This is a genomic window from Pseudomonas oryzihabitans (genome assembly GCF_014522265.1).
GTDB classification, from domain to species: Bacteria; Pseudomonadota; Gammaproteobacteria; order Pseudomonadales; family Pseudomonadaceae; genus Chryseomonas; species Chryseomonas aestiva.
This window is the reverse complement of record NZ_CP017024.1, coordinates 1,638,499-1,655,350: the sequence shown is the minus strand read 5'-3', so window position 1 is coordinate 1,655,350 and position 16,852 is coordinate 1,638,499. Positions and strand designations below refer to the sequence as shown.

Below are 16,852 nucleotides of genomic sequence, written 5' to 3'. Positions count from 1 at the left end.
CGGTCAACGCGTTGCCGGCTATCCGCTGCAGCGCCCGTCATTGCTGACCCAGGAGATTTTCATGTCCGATCATCACACCTACAAGAAGCTGGAAATCGTTGGCTCTTCCACCACCAGTGTCGAGGACGCCATTAATAATGCCCTCGCCGAGACGTCCAAGTCGGTGAAGAACCTGGAATGGTTCGAAGTGGGTGAAATCCGCGGTCACATCCAGGACGCAAAGGTGGCGCACTATCAGGTCACCCTGAAGATCGGCTTCCGTATCGAAACCAGCTGAGTAGATACTCAAGACCTCCCTCCCTCGCAAAAGGACAGGCAAGATGCGTAGAGTCGTGATTACCTTCGGTTTATTGGCCCTGAGCAGCGGTGCTTTCGCCGCTGGCACCTCGTGCGACACGGTCAAGGCCGATATCGATGCCAAGCTGCAGGCCAAGCAGGTAGCGCACTACAGTCTCGAGGTGGTGGACAAGGGCAGCGCCAGCGCCTCCGCCAAGGTGGTGGGCAGCTGCGAAGGTGGTAGCAAGGAAATCGTCTACCAGCGTCGCTAGGTCGCTGACGGCAGGGCGCCGCTTAGAGACGGCACCCTGGCTCTCGAAGAAACGCCCACGGTCGCCAGACCGTGGGCGTTTCTGCTTTCAGAGATCCGTGGCGGGACCAAAGAACTCGTGACGGATCTGCTGCTCCGGCACCCCCAGCTCCAGCAGATCACGCCGCACCTGGGCCATGAAGGGCTGCGGGCCGAGGACGTAGGCGTCCAGGTCGCGACCCTTGGGCAACCAGCGCTGCAGGCGCGCCCGGTCCAGCCGCGAAGCGTAGGCCTCTTCCGCCACCGGCTCGCTGTAGCAGAAGTACAGCTGCAATTGCGGATGGTGGGCGGCCTGCTCTTCCAGCCAGTGGCCGAAGGCCTGCACCCCGACGTGGCGGGTGCAGTGGATCAGCTGGATCGGTCGCCCGCTGGGCAGCGCCGCCGACACCATGGGCAGCAACGGCGTGATGCCGACCCCGCCGGCGATCAGCAGCAGCGGCCGGGTGGAATCCTGCAGGACGAATTCACCGGCCGGTGCGAAGACCTGCAGTACGCTGCCTTCATGGGCATCGATGTGCAGGAAGCGCGAGACCACCCCACCCGGCTGATGCTTGACGCTGATCCGGTAGCCACGGCCATCGCTGGCCGCCGAGATCGAATAGTTGCGCCGGTATTCCACCCCATCGAGGATCACACTCAGCCCCAGGTACTGGCCGGGCTGGGCGATGCTGGTGGGCAGGCCGTCCACCGGCTCCAGGTAGAAGGAGCTGATCTCTTCGCTTTCCGGCTCGATCCGGGCGATGCGGAACGGCCGCCCGCCACGCCAGCCACCGGGCGCCTCGGCCTGGGCCGCATAGCGGTGTTCCTCGGCGCCGATCAGCAGATTGGCCAGTTGGCCATAGGCGGCGGCCCAGGCGTCGATCACGGCATCGGTAGCCACCTCGGCCCCCAGCACTTCGCGGATGCTCTGTAGTAGGGCGATGCCCACCAGGGGATAGTGATCCGGCTGCACCTGCAGCGAGACGTGCTTGTTGACGATCTGCTCCACCAGCGGTCCCAGGGTGTCCAGCCGGTCGATGTAGCGGGCATACATGAGTACCGCCCGGGCCAGCGCCCGCGCCTGGGCGCCACTGGCCTGGTGGGCGCCGTTGAACAGCGGGCGGATCTCGGGGTTGTCGCCCAGCAACTTGTCGTAGAAATGCCGGGTCAGGGATTCACCGCCGGTTTCCAGCAGCGGGACGGTAGCCGTGATGATGGCTTTTTGGTCGGATGACAGCATGGCAGGGATCTCCAAACAGGACTGCCCTGGTCGTATCACGAGTCGTGCCAACCGAAAAACTGCGCTAGATCAGTCTTTTATCCGGACACCTGGTCATAATGACCAGGTCCCTATGACTCGCCGAGGTCAGATTGACTCGTACCACCCTGCTCGAAGCCATGGTGCCACTGGTGGCGGATCTGGCCCGCGACCTGCCCGATCAGCAACGCTATGCCAACCTGCTCGACGCCCTGCGCCAGGTCCTGCCCTTCGATGCGGTGGCCCTGCTGCGCCTGGATGGCGAGGTGCTGGTGCCCCTAGCGGTGCGCGGGCTCGCGGCCGATACCCTGGGCCGCCGCTTCAAGGTCGGCGAGCACCCGCGCCTGGCGCTGCTGCTGGCGAGTCGCGCGCCCACCCGCTTCGCCCTCGATTGCGACCTGCCCGATCCCTACGATGGGCTGGTGGAAGGCGTGCAGGGGCATCTGGAGGTCCACGACTGCCTGGGCTGTCCACTCTATGTGCAGGACCAGCTCTGGGGCCTGCTGACCCTGGATTCGCTGCATGCGCAGAACGCCCAGCCCGGGGATCTCACCACCCTGGCGGCCTTTGCCGGGCTGGCCGCCGCCACCGTGGCCGCCGCCGAGCGCATCGGCCAGCTCTCCGCCCGCATCGTCAGCGAGCACGAGCTGACCGTGGCCTATCAGCAATCGGTGGGGCACCAGCGGCCTCGCGAACTCATCGGCCAGAGTCCGGCCAGCCTGCGCCTGCGCCAGGAGATCGAGACCGTGGCGGCCAGCGATCTGACCGTGCTCATCACCGGCGAGACCGGGGTCGGCAAGGAGCTGGTGGCCGAAGCCGTGCACGCGCGCTCGCTGCGCCAGCAGCGGCCGCTGATCAGCCTCAACTGTGCGGCCCTGCCCGAGGCGCTGGTGGAAAGCGAACTCTTCGGCCATGTGCGCGGTGCCTTTTCCGGGGCCGTCAGCGAACGCCGCGGGCGCTTCGAACTGGCCGATGGCGGCACCCTGTTTCTCGACGAAGTCGGCGAATTGCCACTGACGGTGCAGGCCAAGCTGCTGCGGGTGCTGCAGAGCGGCCAGTTGCAGCGGCTGGGCTCGGATCGCGATCTCAAGGTGGACGTGCGCATCATCGCCGCCACCAATCGCGACCTGGCCGACTGCGTGCGTGCCGGGCGCTTTCGTGCCGATCTCTACCATCGCCTGAGCGTCTATCCGCTGGCCGTGCCGGCCATGCGCGAGCGTGGCCGCGACGTCCTGCTCCTGGCCGGTTTCTACCTGGAGCAGAATCGCGCCCGCCTGGGCCTGCGCGGCCTCCGGCTGACCCCCGCGGCGCAACGGACCCTGCTGGCCTACGACTGGCCGGGCAACGTGCGCGAACTCTCTCACCTCATCAGCCGGGCGGCGCTCAAGGCCCATGCCGGCAGCGAGGAACGCGGCGGCATCCTGACCCTGGACAGCGATCAGCTCGGCCTGCCACTGGGCAGCACGGCCCTGCCCGACGAGGATCCCGCCCTGCCCGCCGCCTCCCTGCGCGAAGCCACGGAGGCCTTCCAGCGGCAGACCATTACCCTGGCCCTGGAACAGCATGGGCAGAACTGGACCCTGGCCGCCGCCGCCCTGGGGCTGGACCGCGCCAACCTCGCCCGCCTGGCGCGGCGACTCGGGCTTAAGTAGCGCTTGGAGAATTAGCGGTCAGAGCGCTTTCTGTACCGCCGGCAGGCCGGGCTGGCCGTCGCGGGTGGTGACCCCCTGCAACCAGGGCTCCAGCACCTGGGGATGGGCCTTGAGCCAGGCCCTGGCGGCGGTGTCGTAGCTGCCGCCCTTGTCCCGCGCGGCGCTCATGACGGCGTTTTCCATGTCCAGGGTGAACTTCATGTTGGTCAGCAGCCGGGCCGGATTGGGGCACTGTTCGGCGTAGCCCTTGCGCGTCAGGGTGTTCACCGTGCCGGCGGTACCGAAATACTTGTCGCCCCCGGTCAGGTACTTGATCGGGTAGTCGACGTTCATGGGATGCGGCGTCCAGCCAAGGAAGACTACCCACTTGTCGCGCTTCACCGCCCGCCCGACCTGGGACAGCATGGCCTGCTCGCTGGACTCCACCAGTTGCCAGCCGCCCAGGCCGAATTCGTTGTCCTGGATGATCTTCTGCAGCGACTGGTTGGCCGGCGCGCCGGCGCCGATGCCGTAGATCTTCTTGCCGAACTGGTCGGCGTGCTTGGCCAGGTCGTCGAAGCTCTTCACCCCGCCTTCCCAGACATAGGTGGGCACCGCCAGGGTGAATTCGGTCCCGACCAGATTCTGCGCCAGCTCGGTGACCTGCCCGGTCTTCACGAACTGGTCATAGTGCGCCTGCTGCGCCGGCATCCAGTTGCCGAGGAAGGCATCCACCTGCCCGTTGCGCATGCCGCCGTAGATGATCGGCACCGCCAGGGTCTCGACCTTGCCGGTATAGCCCAGCGCACTCAGGATCGCGCCGGTGAGGGCGTTGGTGGCGGCGATGTCGCTCCAGCCCGGATCGGCCAGGCGAACCGTTGCGCAGGCCTGGTCCTCGGCCTGGGCCGACAGGCTGACCAGGGCCAGCGTGAAGGTAGCGATGATTCCGTGTTTCATGGCCGTGCTCCAGTTAGCGGTTCAGGGTTGAGGGTAGCGGGCGCGACGCTCCAGGTCGTCGAGGTCGATGTGATTGCGCATGTACTGCTGGCTGGCATCGACGAAGGGCTGGTGATCCCAGCTGGTCCGCTCGCCCTGCTCCAGGGCCGCCGCGACGAAGCGCCGCCGCCGCTGGCTGGCCAGCACCTCGCCGTGCAGGCGCGCCAGATCCCAGCGCTGGCGGACCTCGGCCTGGAAGCTGGCGAGCAGCTCGGCATAGTCGGGGCTGGCGGCCAGGTTTTCGCGCTCCAGCGGATCGTTGTGCAGATCGAACAGCAGCGGCGGATCCAGTTCGCAATGGATGTACTTGTAGGCGCCGCGACGAATCATCAGCAGCGGGCTGACGGTGCCCTCGGCCAGGTATTCGCCGATGACCTCATCGTGCCCTGCCCGGCCTTCCAGGTGCGGCAGCAGCGAGCGACCGTCCAGCGGCAGCTCCTCCGGCAGCTGGCCGCCGGCCAGCTCGACGAAGGTCGGCAGCAGGTCCATGGTCGATACCGAGGCCTGCACCCGCGCCGGGGCGAAACGGCCGGGCGCGTGGATCAGCAGCGGTACCCGCGCGGCCATCTCGAACCAGTGCATCTTGTACCAGAGTCCGCGCTCGCCGAGCATGTCGCCATGGTCGCCGGAAAAGACGATCACGGTATCGTCGGCCAGACCGCATTCTCCCAGGGTCTTGAGCAGATGGCCGACCTGGGCGTCGACATAGCTGCAGGCACCGTAGTAGGCCTGGCGGGCGTCGCGGATCTTGGCCTCGGGCAGCGGTTTGTCCCACAGATCGATCACCTTGAGCAGGCGCTGGCTGTGGGGGTCCTGCTCGGCCTGGGGAATGGCGCCTTCCGGCAGCGGGATGTCGACCTCGTTGTACAGGTCCCAGAATTCGCGGGGAATGGTGTAGGGATCGTGCGGGTGGGTCAGGGACACGGTCAGGCAGAAGGGCTGGTCATCGCCGCGACGCACGTGATCGTAGAGGTACTGACGCGCCTTGAAGACCACCTCTTCGTCGAAATCCAGCTGGTTGGTGCGCACGCAGGGTCCGGCCTGCAGCACCGAGGACATGTTGTGGTACCAGCTCGGGCGCACGTCCGCCGCGTCCCAGTTCACCGCCCAGCCGTAGTCGGCGGGATAGATGTCGCTGGTCAGCCGCTCTTCGTAGCCGTGCAACTGGTCCGGTCCGCAGAAGTGCATCTTGCCCGACAGCGCCGTGCGATAGCCCAGGCGCCGCAGGTGGTGGGCATAGGTGGGGATGTCGGCGGCGAAATCGGCGGCGTTGTCGTAGCCGCCGATCTTCGACGGCAGCTGGCCGCTCACCAGGGTGAAGCGCGAGGGTGCGCACAGCGGGCTGTTGCAATAGGCGGAATCGAACACCACGGCGCGCTCGGCCAGGCGTTGCAGATTCGGCAGCTTGATCGGCGAGGCGGGGTCGTACAGCGGCAGGATGGGCGCCGCCATCTGGTCGGCCATGAGAAAGAGGATGTTCATCGGCTTGGACAAGAGCGCCTCCGCTAGGATCAGGGTTGCTTATGGGTAGTCCATCATCCGATGCTGAAAAATCTGCGTGAAGGCCATCTGGAGTGATGTTTCGGATAAGCTGGGCTTATGTCTGATCGCCACGGGAAAGCCCTCTTGGACACCACCCTCCCAGCCGACCGCCCTGCCCTGGCGCTGGACAGCCTGCGCACCTTCGAGGTGGTGGCGCGCCGCCTGAGCTTTACCGCGGCGGCCAGCGAACTGGGCACTACCCAGCCGGCCATCAGTCAGCAGATCAAGCGCCTGGAGGCCCAGCTGCAGGTCCGGCTGTTCGACCGGGTTCACCGCGGCATCCTGCTCACCGAGGCCGGACGGCTGCTGCAGGAATACGTCGAGGCCGGTCTCGCCACCCTGGACGAGGGGGTGCGGCTGGTTACCGCCCGGCCTGCCCATGAAGTCCTGCAGGTGGCCACCGACTTCGCCTTCGCCGCCTATTGGCTGCTGCCGCGCCTGCCGCGCTTCCATGCCCGCCACCCGGAGCTGGACGTCAGCCTGGTCACCAGTGACCGGGTGCCGCTGCCCGGTCCGGAGATCGACATCACCCTGGGCTTCGGCGACGGCCGCTTCAAGCATGGCGAAGCCTGGCCGCTGTTTCGCGAAGAGGTCTTTCCGGTGTGCAGTCCGCGCCTGCTCCAGGGCCGGCAGCCGCCGTTGCCCGCCATGGAGCTGGGGCGGTGGCCGCTGCTGCATCTCAAGGCGGCGCCCAACAGCCGCTGGTACGACTGGAAGACCCTGCTGCCGGCGCTGGACCTGGCGCCCCTGCCCACGGCGCCGTCCGGCGCGGTGCTGAGCTTCGACAACTACACCCTGGTGATCCAGGCGGCCATCGCCGGCCAGGGGCTGGCGATCGGCTGGCGCCACCTGGTGGACGATCTGCTGCGGCAGGAACTGCTCTGTCGCCCCTTCGCCGGACTGGCCACCTCGCGCTATGGCTATTACGCCATCCTGCCCGAGCGCAAGCGGCGCCAGCGGCTGGTGCAACGCTTTCTCGACTGGCTGCTGGAAGAGCTGGAGATGCCGCGCGAGTCCCTGGCCGGCGCACGGCTGGCGACCTGAGCCGAACTCAGCGCTCGTAGACTTCCAGTGGCAGATCGTCCGGATCGGCGAAAAAGGTGAATCTCCTGCCGGTCAGCTCGTCGGTACGGATCGGTTCGGTGACCACGCCATGGCCCTGCAGGTGGGCGACGGTGGCGTCCAGGTCGGCCACGGCGAAAGCCAGGTGGCGCAGGCCCTGGGCCTCCGGGCGCGACGGCCTGGGCGGGGCATCGGGAAAGGAGAACAGCTCCAGCTGGGCATGCGTGCCCACTGCCAGATCCAGCTTCCAGGAGCGCCGGGCCTCGCGATAGGTCTCGGCGATCACCGGCAACCCGAGGATCTCGGTATAGAAGTGCCGGGAGCGTTCGTAGTCGGCGCAGATCAGCGCCACATGGTGCAGACGGTCGAAGTGGGTCATCAGGGTACCGCGACGAATTTGAGGTCGGACGGAGCACCGACGTCCAGGCTCTGCAGTTCATCGCCGAGCTTGCCGCTGTCGGGATCCCGGGCGAAGACCTTGAGCTGGTTGGATTTCTGGTTGGCCACCAGCAGGTACCGCCCGGACGGATCGATGGCGAACTCCCGCGGCGACAGGCCGTTGACCGGATGGCGCTCGACAAAGGTCAGGGTACCGTCGGGATTCACCGCGAACACGGCAAGCTGGTTGTCCGTGCCACGGCTGGCGACATAGAGGAAACGTCCGTCGCCGGACAGGTGCAGGGCCCCGGCATCCCGCTCGCCGGTGAATTCCTGGGGCGTCAGGCTGTAGCTCTGCAACTGCCGCAGCATGCCGTCCTGGTGGGCGAAGGCCATCACCTGACCGGCCAGCTCCAGGGTCAGGTAGGCGTAGCGGCCATCGGCGCTGAACACCAGGTGGCGCGGCCCGCTGCCTTCCGGCACCGGCACGAAGGGCGTCTCGGCGGCCACCAGCGGTCGCTCCGGCTGCTGCGGCAGATAGCGATAGACGAATACCTTGTCGGCGCCCAGATCCGGGGCGAAGACGAAGCGGCCGTCCGGAGTGGTCACCGCCGCGTGCACATGGCTGGACTGCTGGCGCGGGTGCTGTTCGCTGGGCTGGTGGAATTCGATCTGCGCCACCGGACTGAGCACGCCGCCGTCCTGGATCGGCAGCACCGCCAGCGAGCCCTCCGGCAGGCTGGAGTAGTTGGCCACGAACAGGAACTTGCCGTCGGTGCTGAGGCTGGAATGGGTCGGCTCGTCGCCCAGGCTCTTGACCTGGCTGATCTGCTGCAGGCGGCCATTGCCGGGTTCGAAACGATAGGAAGTGACCCGCCCGATGCTGTCGCCGCTCGAACCCCGGCCATTCTCGTTGACGGCGAACAGGGTCCGGCCATCCCGCGACAGGGTCAGAAACGAGGGGTTGGACGCCTTGACGATGCGCAGCGGGCCATCGATCTGACCATTGCGGCTGTTGAAGCGATAGACATACAGCCCCTGGCTGCTGCCCGCGGTGTAGCTGCCGACCAGCAGATTGAACAGACCGGGTTCGGCGCGGGCCGGGGCGTTGTGCCCCACGAGCAGGGCGAACAGGGCCAGCGGCAGCAGACGGGGCAGAGCTCTCATGGGAAATCCTTGGCGAGCGGTGGGCGTTGAGACCGATGCGGAGCGGCCCGGTTTCCCTACCGTCTGGAGGCGGAAGGCGGCCGTGCGCGGCGGCTATTCTACTGAAATCCGGGCTGGCACTGTGCCAGAGGCCTTTCGCCATTTATCGCCTGCGCCGGCGCGCTGGCGGTCTATGTCGGGTCAACCGGCGCGAGGAGGCCGCGCCAGAGCCTGCGGTGAACTCGGCATTGTCCGGGGGCTGCCGGTAAAAGAATTGGTCAGGCTAGTCCAGCACGCCCTGCAGAATGGCGTAGACGAGCCCGGTGCCCACGGCGACCAGCACCATGTCGGTCCCCAGGCGGCGCCATTCGTAGCCCGGATAATCCGGCAGCTGGCGGGCGATACCCGGCGGCAGCGGTCGGCCATACCCGGGAGGCAAAGGGTGCCCGCGTTCCAGACGCAGTCCTGGCGGCAGGTCGCCACCGCGGCCGATCTGGCCGCGCAGTGCCTGGATGCGCTCCCGCGCCGGTCCCAGATCCGGCGGCCCACCGGCGGCCGGTCCGGCACCCGGGCGACCCTGGCCGCGCGACCCGGGCCCCGGTCCCTGGCCATGGGGGCCACCCTGTTCCTGCCAGCCCGGTCCGTGCGGACCCTTGGGCCCGCCGGGTCCGTGATCCGGAGGCGCGGCCAGGGCCAGATTGCCGATCAGACAGAGGGCTGCAGTGGAAAGAAGGGTACGCATCGGCGGCTTCCTCGTAGAAGACGATGGCAGCGGTTATCCACTTGGAGTCTGGTTACTGAAAAAGACTCCCAGGTCATTCCCGGACTTATAGCCTGTGGATAAATCGGGGATAAAAGCGGTATAACTCCATGATAAATCCCCAAACGTTGTTAGGGACCAAATAAAAATTCTTTATTATCAATACCTTAAAAAGATGATCGGCTGGCTATCGAATCCGCTTTTTGTGGATAAAGCCTGGGACCCCCCTATGCTGACGTCCATTTTCGCCTGCACTCAAGCTCTGCGCGGAGCGATTTTCTCCAGCCTGGAAACGGAAAAGCCGCACCTGGACGACCGGGCGCGGCTTTTCTGGAGGTCGCCTTTCCCTATTCCGGCTTCTTCAGCTTGGGATTGGGAAAGAACTGCACGGCCTGCACCTTGGGATCGGGCTTCTTGGGCTTGAGCGCACTGATATTGACCCGCGTCGGCAATTCCTTGGGGACCGAATTGCCGCGCTCGTCCAGGGTGTCGCTGTAGCCGCAGGAGACGCACTCGCGGTTGGGCGTGCCGTCCTGGGTCCACATCTTCAGGGTGTCCTGCGCCTGGCACGCCGGGCAGACCGCCCCGGCGATGAACCTCTTGCGGATCGGCTCGCTCACGCCGCCTCCTCGCTCAGCCCGGAATGGCGGAGCAGGGCATCGATGCTGGGTTCGCGGCCGCGGAAGTCGACGAACAGCACCATGGGCGCCTGGGAGCCGCCGCGGGCCAGGATGGCTTCACGGAAGGCCCGACCGGTTTGCGGATTGAAGACGCCTTCTTCCTCGAACTTGGCGAAGGCATCGGCGGACAGCACCTCGGCCCACTTGTAGCTGTAGTAACCCGCGGCATAACCGCCGGCGAAGATGTGCGCGAAGCTGTTGGGAAAGCGGTTGTAGGCCGGCGGCCGTACCACGGAGATCTCGTCGCGGATGCCTTCCAGCACCTCGCGCACGCTGCGGCCGTCGCCATGGCTGGCATGCAATTCGAAGTCGAACAGCGAGAATTCCAGCTGGCGCAGCATCATCAGGCCGGACTGGAAGTTCTTAGCCGCCAGCATCTTGTCCAGCAGCGCCTGGGGCAGCGGCTCGCCGGTCTCGTAGTGACCGGAGATCAGCGCCAGGCCCTCGGGCTCCCAGCACCAGTTCTCCATGAACTGGCTGGGCAGCTCCACCGCATCCCAGGCCACGCCGTTGATGCCGGAGACGCTGGCGTGCTCGACGCGGGTCAGCAGGTGATGCAGGCCGTGGCCGAACTCGTGGAAGAGGGTGGTCACCTCGTCATGGGTGAGCAGCGCCGGCTGGCCGGGGCTGGCCGGGGTGAAGTTGCAGACCAGGTAGGCCACCGGATCGATCAGCCGGCCCTGGGCATCGCGACGCTTGTCGCGGGCACCGTCCATCCAGGCGCCACCGCGCTTGTTGGCGCGGGCATAGAGATCGAAGTAGAAGCGGCCGATGGAGGTACCGTTTTCCTTGATCTCGAACAGGCGCACGTCCGGGTGCCACTTCTCGAAATCGCGCAGTTCGGCGATCTCGATGCCATAGAGCTTCTGCACCGTGGCGAACAGGCCGGAGAGCACCTTGTCCACCGGGAACCAGGCGCGGACCTCCTCTTGGGACAGCGAATAGCGCTGCTGGCGCAGCTTTTCGGCGAAATAGCCGGTGTCCCAGCTCTGCAGATCCTGCACGCCCTGTTCGGCGGCGAAGGCACGCAGTTCTTCCAGGTCGCGCTGGGCGAAGGGCTTGGAGCGCACGGCGAGGTCGCGCAGGAAACCCAGGACCTGGTCGCTGCTCTCGGCCATCTTGGTGGCCAGCGACAGCTCGGCATAGTTGGCGTAGCCCAGCAGGCGCGCCAGTTCCTGGCGCAGATCGAGCAATTCCTCCATCACCGGGCCGTTGTCGAACTGGCCGGCGTTGGGGCCCTGCTCGGAGGCGCGGGTGGCGTAGGCGGCATAGACTTCCTCGCGCAGGGCGCGGTCATCGGCGTAGGTCATCACCGCGTAGTAGCTGGGGAATTCCAGGGTCACCAGCCAGCCGTCCAGCTCCTTGGCCTGGGCAGCGGCCTGCAGCTGGGCCTTGGCCGACTCGGGCAGGCCGGCGAGGGCGGCTTCATCGGTGAGGTGCTTGGTCCAGGCCTGCGTCGCGTCGAGCAACTGGTTGGAAAACTTGCTGCCCAGCTCGGACTTGCGCGCCTGGATGGCGGCATAGCGCTGCTGCTCCGCCGGCGGCAGGTCGATGCCGGACAGGCGGAAGTCACGCAGGGCGTGTTCCAGGGTGGTCTTCTGGCCGGCGTCGAAGCCCTTGGCTTCTTCGCTTTCGGCCAGGCGGCTGTAGGCCTGGAAGAGGTCCTTGTTCTGGCCGATCTCGGTGGAATAGGCCGACAGCTTGGGCAGGCAGGCCTCATAGGCGGCGCGCAGCTCGGCGCTGTTGCACACGGCGTTGAGGTGGCCGATGGGGCTCCAGGCCTGGCCCAGCCGATCGTTCAGCTCGTCCATCGCCAGCACCAGGCCGGCCCAGGTGGGGTGTTCCTTCTGCGTCTCCAGCAACTTGGCCAGGGCGGCACGGTTCTCGGCCAGGACGGTATCGATGGCCGGCTCGACGTGCTCGGGCTTGATGGCGGAAAAGGGCGGCAGGTCGTAGGACTGAAGCAGCGGATTGCTGGCGCTCACGGCGTTCCCCTCGGGGCGATGGCTTTGACAGTTATATATGGAGCCCATCCTAATAGGTCTCAAGACCCTTCCGACGAGAAAAGGTATCTATCGTGACCATAAGGACCTTCCAGGGTAAGACCCCGCACCTGGGCGAACGCGCCTTCGTCGATGCCACCGCGGTGGTAATCGGTGATGTCGAGCTCGGCGCAGACAGCTCGATATGGCCGCTGACAGTGATCCGCGGCGACATGCATCGCATCCGCATCGGCGCCCGCACCAGCATCCAGGACGGCAGCGTGCTGCATATCACCCACGCCGGCCCCTTCAATCCGGACGGCTATCCCTTGCTGATCGGCAGCGACGTCACCGTCGGCCACCAGGTGACCCTGCACGGCTGCACGATTGGCGACCGGGTGCTGGTGGGCATGGGCAGCATCGTCATGGACGGCGCGGTGGTGGAGGACGACGTGGTGATCGGCGCCGGCAGTCTGGTCCCGCCAGGCAAGCGGCTGGAAGGCGGCCACCTCTACGTCGGCCGCCCGGTCAAGCAGATCCGCCCGCTGGAGGAGAAGGAACGCGCCTTCTTCACCTACAGCGCCGGCAACTACGTGAAGCTCAAGGACCAGCATCTGGCCGAAGGCTATGGGGAGGAGGGTGCCTAGGCGTCCGCATTCGTTGGCTTCGGAGACAAAGCCGCCTCAGCCGCAGAGCGAGCGCCGTAGCGTGGAAAACGGCGCAGCCTTTTCCACAGGTGACTTCATGGCGCGGGGCACGCCCTCACCCCAGAGAGGGCGCTATCCGAGTAGCCTGCAGAGCCGTAGCGTGGAAAACGGCGCAGCCTTTTCCACAGGTGACTTCGTGGCGCGAGGCTCGCCCTCACCCCAACCCTCTCCCAAAGGAAGACGGGGCTATCCGAGCGGGGGGTCATCTTCCACATCTCCGACCCGATCGCGATCAGCTGTTATGACCCAGCCCCTAGGAGCGGTCGCGTCGGCCGCGATCTGCCAACCCCGCAGCGGACAGGCTTCACCCAGCCGCGAATACAGCACCCCACGCAACGCCTGCAATTCGTCGATGCGCGCCTCGATGACCCTGAGCTTGTCGCGCAGCAGTTCCTGCAAATAGGCGTCGGGATCGGCAGCGCGCTCGACGTCCTCCAGGTTGGCGGCGATTTCCTGCAGGCTGAAACCCAGTCGCTGGGCGGTACGGATGTAGCCCAGCCATTCCACGGCTTCAGGCGGATAGTCACGATAACCGTTGGCCCGCCGCCGCGCCTTGAGCAGCCCTGGCGCTCGTAGAATCTCAGGGTGTCGCGACTCAGGCCGGTGGCCTGGGCGAGGGTGCCGATACGCATCCATTCTCCTTGACCCTGGACCTAGCTCCAGGGTCGACACTGGACTTCCTCTCGTTCAAGGAAGTCCGCCCATGTGGAAGCTTGCGCCCTATCTGCGGCTGGTCCGTGCCAGCGCCCTCTATGATCTGCTGGTTACCGCGCCCTTCGCCACCCCCTGGAGTCTCGCCTGGCTGCTGCGGCAGCTCGACGGTCTCGGCCAGGCACTGGGCCTGGCGCCCCTGGCGGAGTTCCCGCCGGAAGCCCTGCTGCTGGGCAATCTGCTGGGCTCCCTGGTGTGCGTCTGGTCTGTGCTGCGCCTGGTCAGGCCTTCTCTGCTGCTGGGACGCTACGACGCCGTGGCCAGGGGCCTGTTCGCCTTCTGGCAGGCCTGGGCGCTGTACCAGGGCGCCAGTCCCTTGCTGGCAATGTTCCTGGTAGTCGAAATCGGCTTCGGCGTCGCCCAGGCGTGGCCGGTATCTCTGGCCTCATGCCCCTGCTCGTTGGGCTTCGGCGATAGAACCGCCTCAGCCCAACCTACGACGACGACGCTCCAGTAGGTTGGCGCTGAGCGCAGCGAAGCCCAACACCGCCCAGGCCCGACCTCAGCCCAGCTGCCGCCTCAGCTCCGCCAGCACTGGAGCACCATCGGGACGCACGCCGCGCCAGAGTTCGAAGGCCTCGGCGGCCTGTTCCACCAGCATGCCCAGGCCGTCCAGGGTGTGGAAGGCACCCTCGTCCTGCGCCCAGCGGTTGAAGGGGGTGAGATCCTTGCCGTACATCATGTCGTAGGTCACCGTCTGCGGGCCGATAACCGCCTCCGACAGGGGCGGGCGACCGCCACCGAGACTGGCCGAGGTGCCGTTGATGATGACGTCGAAGGGCTCTCTCAGGGTGGAGAAGGAGGCCACCTCGATGGTCCCCAGCTCGGCGAACTCCCGCGCCAGTTGCACCGCCTTGAGTTCGGTGCGATTGGCCAGCACCAGTTGTCCGGGGTTGCAGGCCAGCAGCGGCTCCAGCACCCCGCGTACGGCGCCGCCGGCGCCCAGCACCAGGACGCGCTGGCCGGCCAGCTGCAGACCGGCGTTGACCGTGAGATCCCGGACCAGACCGGCGCCGTCGGTGTTGTCGCCGAGCAGGCGACCATTGGCCTGGCGCTTGAGGGTGTTGACCGCTCCGGCCCGCCGCGCGCGCAGGGTGAGTTCATCGCACAGCTGATAGGCCTCTTCCTTGAAGGGCACCGTGACATTGGCGCCCAGGCCGCTCTGGAAAAAGCTGCGGGCGCTTTCGCTGAAGCCGTCCAGCGGCGCCAGCAGCGTCCCGTAGTGCAGGCGCTGCCCGGTCTGGTCGGCGAACAGGCTGTGGATCAGCGGCGACTTGCTGTGGGCGATGGGATTGCCGAAGACGGCGTAGCGATCCATGGGCTCTATCCTGCGGGCGTCGGGGCGAGCGCGAGCCAGTCGCGGTCGGTGAGAAAGAAATCGGTCAGCCGCGCTTCCGGCGAGCCGGGCACGGGTTTCCAGTCATAGCCCCAGCGCACCTCGGGCGGCAGCGACATGAGGATGGACTCGGTGCGCCCGCCGGACTGCAGGCCGAACAGGGTGCCACGGTCATAGACCAAGTTGAATTCCACGTAGCGGCCGCGGCGATAGGCCTGGAATTCCCGCTCGGCCTGACCGTAGGGCTGGTCGCGGCGGCGCTGGACGATGGGCAGGTAGGCGTCGACGAAGGCATCGCCGATGGCGCGCTGGAAGGCGAAGCAGGTGTCGAAGTCCCAATCGTTCAGGTCGTCGAAGAACAGACCGCCGATGCCGCGCGGCTCGCCCCGGTGCTTAAGATGGAAATAGCGGTCGCACCAGGCCTTGTAGCGCGGATAGACGTCGGCGCCGAAGGGCGCGCAGGCGTCATGGCAGACCTGGTGCCAGTGCACGCAGTCGGCCTCGTTGCCGTAGTAGGGGGTGAGGTCGAGACCGCCACCGAACCACCAGACCGGCGCCTCGCCGGGCTTCTCGGCGAGAAAGAAGCGCACATTGGCGTGAGCCGTGGGGATATGGGGATTGCGCGGGTGCATGACCAGGGAGACACCCATGGCCTCGAAGCTGCGCCCGGCCAGTTCCGGACGATGGGCGCTGGCCGAGGGCGGCAGGCTGTCGCCATGCACATGGGAGAAGTTCACGCCGCCCTTTTCCAGCAGGGCGCCGTCGGCAATCACCCGGGTGCGGCCACCACCGCCGGTCGGCCGGGTCCAGGCGTCTTCGGCGAAGGCTGCGCTGCCATCCTCGGCCTCCAGTGCGGCGCAGATGCGCTCCTGCAGATCGAGCAGATAGGCCTTGACGGCCTCCAGGGAGGGATTCATCGCAAGGATTTCCACAACAGGCGGGGAGGGCGCAGAGCATAACACCCGTATCCGACCGGTTGACGCGGCCCGCGGTTGCGGCTTGGATGAAGGCTCACCCCAAGAGAGCCCGGCCAAGGGCTCCAACCAGGAGACACGCAAGCATGGCCCAGCGCATCCAGTTCAGCCGCACCGGTGGTCCCGAAGTACTCGAACTTGTGGATTTCGAACCCGCCGCGCCCGGCCCCGACGAGGTGCAGGTGCGCAACCACGCCATCGGCCTCAACTTTATCGAGACCTATTACCGCAGCGGCCTCTATCCGCCGCCGGCGCTGCCCTCGGGTCTGGGCACCGAGGGGGCCGGGGTGGTGGAAGCGGTCGGCAGCGCCGTCACCCGCTTCAAGGCCGGCGACCGCGTGGCCTATGCCACCGGGCCGCTGGGCGCCTATGCCGAGGTCCATGTGCTGCCCGAACGGCATCTAGTGCACCTGCCGGAGGCGATCTCCTTCGAACAGGGCGCCGCCGTCATGCTCAAGGGACTGACCGTGCAATACCTGCTGCGCCAGACCTATCCGCTGCAGGCCGGCGACACCGTGCTGTTCCATGCCGCGGCCGGGGGCGTCGGCTCCCTGGCCTGCCAGTGGGCCAAGGCCCTGGGCGTGCGTCTGATCGGCACCGCCGGCTCCCCGGAAAAGCTGGAAAAGGCCAAGGCGCTGGGTGCCTGGGCGGTGATCGACTACCGCCAGGAAGACGTCCCGGCGCGGGTCCGTGAATTGACCGAGGGCGCCAAGGTGCCGGTGGTCTACGACGGCGTCGGCAAGGACACCTGGGAGATGTCGCTGGACTGCCTGGCCCCACGCGGTCTCATGGTCAGCTTCGGCAACGCCTCCGGCGCGGTCACCGGGGTCAATCTGGGCATTCTCTCGCAGAAGGGCTCGCTCTATGTGACCCGGCCGACCCTGGCCACCTACGCCGCCTCCCCCGAAGCCCTGCAGGACATGGCCGATCAGCTGTTCGAGCTGATCAGCGATGGCCGCATCCAGGTGGACATCGGCCGACGCTATCCACTGGCCGAAGTGCAGGAGGCGCACCGGGCGCTGTCGGGTCGCGAGACCAGCGGCTCGACCATCCTGCTGCCCTGAGGCGAAGCACCCGGATGCCTGGCCGGGTAAATCGTGACGGCCATTAAGTTTCCCGCACCC

The 16,852-nt window shown here is 66.7% G+C and carries 17 protein-coding genes and 1 pseudogene; 7 read left to right on the top strand and 11 right to left on the bottom strand.

Going from position 1 to position 16,852, the window contains the following annotated elements; translation table 11 throughout:
• Positions 1 to 61 precede the first annotated feature (61 nt).
• Entirely contained in the window at positions 62 to 277 is a 216-nt protein-coding gene (locus BGI51_RS07650) for a dodecin (RefSeq protein ID WP_187980779.1), read from the top strand.
• A gap of 43 nt (positions 278 to 320) precedes the next feature.
• Complete coding sequence (locus BGI51_RS07645; RefSeq protein ID WP_187980778.1) at positions 321 to 548, top strand: DUF1161 domain-containing protein; 228 nt, start codon at positions 321 to 323, stop codon at positions 546 to 548.
• Positions 549 to 635: 87 nt separating this feature from the next.
• Here the strand turns inward: BGI51_RS07645 and hmpA are convergent, their stop codons facing one another.
• Positions 636 to 1,805, bottom strand: coding sequence for an NO-inducible flavohemoprotein (hmpA, locus tag BGI51_RS07640; RefSeq protein ID WP_187980777.1), 1,170 nt, complete (start codon positions 1,803 to 1,805; stop codon positions 636 to 638).
• 131 nt (positions 1,806 to 1,936) lie between these two features.
• Between hmpA and norR the strand changes: the two genes are divergently transcribed.
• Positions 1,937 to 3,475, top strand: coding sequence for a nitric oxide reductase transcriptional regulator NorR (norR, locus tag BGI51_RS07635; RefSeq protein WP_187980776.1), 1,539 nt, complete (start codon positions 1,937 to 1,939; stop codon positions 3,473 to 3,475).
• A gap of 18 nt (positions 3,476 to 3,493) precedes the next feature.
• Here norR and BGI51_RS07630 read toward each other — a convergent pair whose 3' ends face one another.
• Entirely contained in the window at positions 3,494 to 4,411 is a 918-nt protein-coding gene (locus BGI51_RS07630) for a choline ABC transporter substrate-binding protein (protein ID WP_187980775.1), read from the bottom strand.
• A gap of 21 nt (positions 4,412 to 4,432) precedes the next feature.
• A complete protein-coding gene (gene betC / locus BGI51_RS07625) occupies positions 4,433 to 5,932 on the bottom strand; it encodes a choline-sulfatase (protein WP_187981282.1) in 1,500 nt (499 codons plus the stop codon).
• Between the two features lie 117 nt (positions 5,933 to 6,049).
• Between betC and BGI51_RS07620 the strand changes: the two genes are divergently transcribed.
• Positions 6,050 to 7,036, top strand: a complete 987-nt coding sequence (locus tag BGI51_RS07620) for a choline sulfate utilization transcriptional regulator (protein WP_187980774.1) — start codon at positions 6,050 to 6,052, stop codon at positions 7,034 to 7,036.
• Positions 7,037 to 7,043: 7 nt separating this feature from the next.
• Here the strand turns inward: BGI51_RS07620 and gloA2 are convergent, their stop codons facing one another.
• From gloA2 to prlC, 5 genes are all read right to left on the bottom strand, one after another.
• Entirely contained in the window at positions 7,044 to 7,433 is a 390-nt protein-coding gene (gloA2, locus tag BGI51_RS07615; RefSeq protein ID WP_064307108.1) for an SMU1112c/YaeR family gloxylase I-like metalloprotein, read from the bottom strand.
• Positions 7,433 to 8,599 carry a lactonase family protein gene (locus tag BGI51_RS07610; RefSeq protein ID WP_064307107.1) on the bottom strand — a complete coding sequence of 389 codons (1,167 nt, stop codon included), beginning with the start codon at positions 8,597 to 8,599 and terminating at the stop codon, positions 7,433 to 7,435. Before BGI51_RS07610 ends, gloA2 begins: the two co-directional genes overlap by 1 nt.
• Positions 8,600 to 8,861: 262 nt before the next feature.
• Positions 8,862 to 9,320 (bottom strand): anti-virulence regulator CigR family protein, encoded by a 459-nt coding sequence (locus tag BGI51_RS07605; RefSeq protein ID WP_187980773.1) that lies wholly within the window; start codon positions 9,318 to 9,320, stop codon positions 8,862 to 8,864.
• A gap of 365 nt (positions 9,321 to 9,685) precedes the next feature.
• Entirely contained in the window at positions 9,686 to 9,958 is a 273-nt protein-coding gene (locus BGI51_RS07600) for a YheV family putative zinc ribbon protein (RefSeq protein ID WP_158890069.1), read from the bottom strand.
• Complete coding sequence (prlC, locus tag BGI51_RS07595) at positions 9,955 to 12,051, bottom strand: oligopeptidase A (RefSeq protein WP_187980772.1); 2,097 nt, start codon at positions 12,049 to 12,051, stop codon at positions 9,955 to 9,957. The genes BGI51_RS07600 and prlC overlap by 4 nt, the downstream gene beginning before the upstream one ends.
• 44 nt (positions 12,052 to 12,095) lie before the next feature.
• Here prlC and BGI51_RS07590 point away from each other — a divergent pair, with 44 nt between their 5' ends.
• Complete coding sequence (locus tag BGI51_RS07590; RefSeq protein WP_187980771.1) at positions 12,096 to 12,647, top strand: gamma carbonic anhydrase family protein; 552 nt, start codon at positions 12,096 to 12,098, stop codon at positions 12,645 to 12,647.
• A 351-nt stretch (positions 12,648 to 12,998) separates the two neighbouring features.
• Here BGI51_RS07590 and BGI51_RS07585 read toward each other — a convergent pair.
• Positions 12,999 to 13,339 (bottom strand): annotated as a pseudogene (locus BGI51_RS07585) (MerR family transcriptional regulator); the annotation flags it as partial.
• Between the two features lie 71 nt (positions 13,340 to 13,410).
• Here BGI51_RS07585 and BGI51_RS07580 point away from each other — a divergent pair.
• A complete protein-coding gene (locus BGI51_RS07580; protein ID WP_252977232.1) occupies positions 13,411 to 13,875 on the top strand; it encodes a hypothetical protein in 465 nt (154 codons plus the stop codon).
• A gap of 45 nt (positions 13,876 to 13,920) precedes the next feature.
• On the opposite strand, the gene aroE is transcribed toward BGI51_RS07580, so the two are convergent.
• Together aroE and hemF are read right to left on the bottom strand one after the other, a co-directional pair.
• On the bottom strand, positions 13,921 to 14,736 hold the full coding sequence (aroE, locus tag BGI51_RS07575) for a shikimate dehydrogenase (protein ID WP_187980770.1): 816 nt from the start codon (positions 14,734 to 14,736) through the stop codon (positions 13,921 to 13,923).
• 5 nt (positions 14,737 to 14,741) lie between these two features.
• Entirely contained in the window at positions 14,742 to 15,671 is a 930-nt protein-coding gene (hemF, locus tag BGI51_RS07570) for an oxygen-dependent coproporphyrinogen oxidase (RefSeq protein ID WP_187980769.1), read from the bottom strand.
• A gap of 143 nt (positions 15,672 to 15,814) precedes the next feature.
• Here hemF and BGI51_RS07565 point away from each other — a divergent pair, with 143 nt between their 5' ends.
• Positions 15,815 to 16,792 (top strand): NADPH:quinone reductase, encoded by a 978-nt coding sequence (locus tag BGI51_RS07565; RefSeq protein ID WP_158891453.1) that lies wholly within the window; start codon positions 15,815 to 15,817, stop codon positions 16,790 to 16,792.
• Positions 16,793 to 16,852: the final 60 nt, after the last annotated feature.

Bases quoted from the DNA above. Each gene is read 5' to 3' on its own strand.
- prlC (WP_187980772.1), bottom strand. From the start codon at position 12,051: ATGGGCTCCATATATAACTGTCAAAGCCATCGCCCCGAGGGGAACGCC.
- BGI51_RS07580 (WP_252977232.1), top strand. From the start codon at position 13,411: ATGTGGAAGCTTGCGCCCTATCTGCGGCTGGTCCGTGCCAGCGCCCTC.
- BGI51_RS07630 (WP_187980775.1), bottom strand. From the start codon at position 4,411: ATGAAACACGGAATCATCGCTACCTTCACGCTGGCCCTGGTCAGCCTG.
- betC (WP_187981282.1), bottom strand. From the start codon at position 5,932: ATGAACATCCTCTTTCTCATGGCCGACCAGATGGCGGCGCCCATCCTG.
- BGI51_RS07650 (WP_187980779.1), top strand. From the start codon at position 62: ATGTCCGATCATCACACCTACAAGAAGCTGGAAATCGTTGGCTCTTCC.
- hemF (WP_187980769.1), bottom strand. From the start codon at position 15,671: ATGAATCCCTCCCTGGAGGCCGTCAAGGCCTATCTGCTCGATCTGCAG.
- BGI51_RS07620 (WP_187980774.1), top strand. From the start codon at position 6,050: ATGTCTGATCGCCACGGGAAAGCCCTCTTGGACACCACCCTCCCAGCC.
- hmpA (WP_187980777.1), bottom strand. From the start codon at position 1,805: ATGCTGTCATCCGACCAAAAAGCCATCATCACGGCTACCGTCCCGCTG.
- BGI51_RS07610 (WP_064307107.1), bottom strand. From the start codon at position 8,599: ATGAGAGCTCTGCCCCGTCTGCTGCCGCTGGCCCTGTTCGCCCTGCTC.
- gloA2 (WP_064307108.1), bottom strand. From the start codon at position 7,433: ATGACCCACTTCGACCGTCTGCACCATGTGGCGCTGATCTGCGCCGAC.
- BGI51_RS07605 (WP_187980773.1), bottom strand. From the start codon at position 9,320: ATGCGTACCCTTCTTTCCACTGCAGCCCTCTGTCTGATCGGCAATCTG.
- BGI51_RS07645 (WP_187980778.1), top strand. From the start codon at position 321: ATGCGTAGAGTCGTGATTACCTTCGGTTTATTGGCCCTGAGCAGCGGT.
- aroE (WP_187980770.1), bottom strand. From the start codon at position 14,736: ATGGATCGCTACGCCGTCTTCGGCAATCCCATCGCCCACAGCAAGTCG.
- BGI51_RS07565 (WP_158891453.1), top strand. From the start codon at position 15,815: ATGGCCCAGCGCATCCAGTTCAGCCGCACCGGTGGTCCCGAAGTACTC.